This is a genomic window from Leucobacter sp. OH1287, from assembly GCF_003859945.1.
Lineage (GTDB): Bacteria > Actinomycetota > Actinomycetes > Actinomycetales > Microbacteriaceae > Canibacter.
In genome coordinates, this window is sequence record NZ_RQYM01000025.1 from 1 (window position 1) to 3,703 (window position 3,703).

General features: G+C 50.9%; 2 rRNA genes. Both read left to right on the top strand.

From position 1 onward, the window contains the following. Positions 1 to 282 precede the first annotated feature (282 nt). Positions 283 to 3,398 (top strand): 23S ribosomal RNA (locus tag EII30_RS08750). Positions 3,399 to 3,559: 161 nt separating this feature from the next. After that, a 5S ribosomal RNA gene (rrf, locus tag EII30_RS08755) occupies positions 3,560 to 3,676 on the top strand. Positions 3,677 to 3,703 lie beyond the last annotated feature (27 nt).

Sequence of the window (3,703 nt, forward strand, 5' to 3'; positions counted from 1 at the left end):
CACTCCTTCTAACAAATAAGGTCCTTGTTTTGGGGTTTGTTTGTGGGTGGGTGTGTTCGTACGTTGGAAACTACACAGTGGACGCGAGCATCTTTGCTAGGATCATCGCATAACATGTTTTGTCTAGGACTCTTTTTTGGGGTTTTAGCTAGTGTTTTGTGGTGGTTTTAGTGAAATTATTTTTACTTATGGTCTAGATGCACACCGTGAAATGTTTACTTCTCTTATCCTTTGGGGTTTGGGGGTTTGGTTTTGTGGTGTGTTCTGTGATTTTGATTTTGTTTGCAAGTTCTTAAGAGCAAACGGTGGATGCCTTGGCATCTGGAGCCGAAGAAGGACGTCGTAATCTGCGATAAGCCTCGGGGAGTTGATAAACGAGCTGTGATCCGAGGATTTCCGAATGGGGAAACCCAGCAAGAGACTATATGTGTTCTTGTTACTCCCACCTGAATATATAGGGTGGGTAGAGGGAACGTGGGGAAGTGAAACATCTCAGTACCCACAGGAAGAGAAAACAACATGTGACTCCGGGAGTAGTGGCGAGCGAAACTGGATGAGGCTAAACCTGTTAGGTGTGATACACGGTAGTGGTTGCCTAGCGGGGGTTGTGGGACGCAATAAAGAGTTCTACCGGGCTTTTAGCGTTATTGTGTGCGTATAGGAGAACACTTTGGAAGGAGTGACCGTAGTGGGTGAGAGTCCCGTATCTGAAATGCGTGTGCAGCGTTTTGTGTATCCCGAGTAGCACGGGGCCCGTGAAATCCCGTGTGAATCTGCCAGGACCACCTGGTAAGCCTAAATACTACTAGATGACCGATAGCGGACAAGTACCGTGAGGGAAAGGTGAAAAGTACCCCGGGAGGGGAGTGAAATAGTACCTGAAACCGTTTGCTTACAAACCGTCAGAGCATCCTTGTTGGTGTGATGGCGTGCCTTTTGAAGAATGAGCCTGCGAGTTAGCGGCATGTGGCGAGGTTAACCCGTGTGGGGTAGCCGTAGCGAAAGCGAGTCTGAATAGGGCGGTATAGTCGCGTGTCCTAGACCCGAAGCGAAGTGATCTATCCATGGCCAGGTTGAAGCACGTGTAAGAGCGTGTGGAGGACCGAACCCACTTAGGTTGAAAACTGAGGGGATGAGCTGTGGATAGGGGTGAAAGGCCAATCAAACTTCGTGATAGCTGGTTCTCTCCGAAATGCATTTAGGTGCAGCGTTACGTGTTTCTTGCCGGAGGTAGAGCTACTGGATGGCCGATGGGCCCTACAAGGTTACTGACGTCAGCTAAACTCCGAATGCCGGTAAGTCAGAGCGTAGCAGTGAGACTGTGGGGGATAATCTTCATGGTCGAGAGGGAAACAACCCAGATCATCATCTAAGGTCCCTAAGCGTGTGCTAAGTGGAAAAGGATGTGGAGTTGCTTAGACAACCAGGAGGTTGGCTTAGAAGCAGCCACCCTTGAAAGAGTGCGTAATAGCTCACTGGTCAAGTGATTCCGCGCCGACAATGTAACGGGGCTCAAGCACACCACCGAAGATATGGCAATCCGTGTATAGGCAAGCCTTTGTGGTTCAGTTCACGGGTTGGGTAGGAGAGCGTCGTGTCACGAGTGAAGCGGCAGAGTGATCTAGTCGTGGATGTGACACGAGTGAGAATGCAGGCATGAGTAGCGAAAGACGGGTGAGAAACCCGTCCTCCGGAAGACCAAGGGTTCCAGGGTCAAGCTAATCTTCCCTGGGTAAGTCGGGACCTAAGGCGAGGCCGACAGGCGTAGTCGATGGATAACGGGTTGATATTCCCGTACCGGCTGGTAACCGTTCAACACAAACTTTCGAGTGCTAAGAAAACTTTTATGTTGGGTGAAGCAACTTTGTTGTTTTGTCTAGTGTGTGGTTTTTGATCCCGATGATTGGGCGTGAGCGTGAGGTGTGACGCAGGAAGGTAGGTGGTCCCGGGCGATGGTTGTCCCGGGCTAAGTATGTAGCCTGTTCCTTAGTAATATTTTGGAACATTAGGGTGAGATACGATGGGGAGCCGTTTTTGGTGAAGTCACTGATCCTATGCTGCCGAGAAAAGCATCGGCGTGAGGTTGCTGGTTGCCCGTACCCCAAACCGACTCAGGTGGTCAGGTAGAGAATACTAAGGAGATCGAGATAATCGTGGTGAAGGAACTCGGCAAAATGCCCCCGTAACTTCGGGAGAAGGGGGGCCATCCGCTTATACCAACTTGCTTGGGAAAGGGTGTGGTGGCCGCAGAGACCAGTGGGAAGCGACTGTTTACTAAAAACACAGGTCCGTGCTAACAAGCAATTGGATGTATACGGACTGACGCCTGCCCGGTGCTGGAAGGTTAAGAGGAGAGGTTAACACTTTGGTGTGAAGCTTTGAATTTAAGCCCCAGTAAACGGCGGTGGTAACTATAACCATCCTAAGGTAGCGAAATTCCTTGTCGGGTAAGTTCCGACCTGCACGAATGGCGTAACGACTTCCCAGCTGTCTCCACCGCGAACTCGGCGAAATTGCAGTACGAGTAAAGATGCTCGTTACGCGCAGCAGGACGGAAAGACCCCGTGACCTTTACTATAGCTTGGTATTGGTGTTCGGTGTGGCTTGTGTAGGATAGGTGGGAGACTTTGAAGCATGCACGCTAGTGTGTGTGGAGTCGTTGTTGAAATACCACTCTGGTCACTCTGGATATCTAACTACGGACCCTGATCGGGTTCTGGGACAGTGCCTGGTGGGTAGTTTAACTGGGGCGGTTGCCTCCCAAAAAGTAACGGAGGCGCCCAAAGGTTCCCTCAGCCTGGTTGGCAATCAGGTGGCGAGTGTAAGTGCACAAGGGAGCTTGACTGTGAGACTGACAGGTCGAGCAGGGACGAAAGTCGGGACTAGTGATCCGGCAGTGGCTTGTGGAAGCGCTGTCGCTCAACGGATAAAAGGTACCTCGGGGATAACAGGCTGATCTTGCCCAAGAGTCCATATCGACGGCATGGTTTGGCACCTCGATGTCGGCTCGTCGCATCCTGGGGCTGGAGTTGGTCCCAAGGGTTGGGCTGTTCGCCCATTAAAGCGGTACGCGAGCTGGGTTTAGAACGTCGTGAGACAGTTCGGTCCCTATCCGCTGCGTGCGTTGGAAATTTGAAAGGATCTGACCCTAGTACGAGAGGACCGGGTTGGACGGACCTCTGGTGTGCCAGTTGTACTGCCAAGTGCATGGCTGGTTGGCTACGTTCGGGATGGATAACCGCTGAAAGCATCTAAGCGGGAAGCCGGCCTTGAGATGAGATTTCCTAACACTCTTTTGTGTGTGAGGTTCCCTATAGATTATGGGGTTGATAGGCCAGATATGGAAGCATAGTAATGTGTGGAGTTGACTGGTACTAATAAACCGAATACTTGCTAAACAAAACACGCACCCTGATTTATTTGGGGTTGGTGTTTTGGCAAAGGAATATGCTGTGAGTGTGTTGTTCGCGTCTGCTTTGTGGTTTCGAGCGTACGAAACCCCCAAACATTACCTTTTGTGGTTTGTTTGGTTTGGGGTTGTTTGGTATGTTGATAGAGTTTCGGTGGTTATAGCATAGGGGAAACGCCCGGTTACATTCCGAACCCGGAAGCTAAGGCCTATAGCGCTGATGGTACTGCACTCGGGAGGGTGTGGGAGAGTAAGTCACCGCCGAAATATTTTTGATTGGGGAGGGGGAACCGT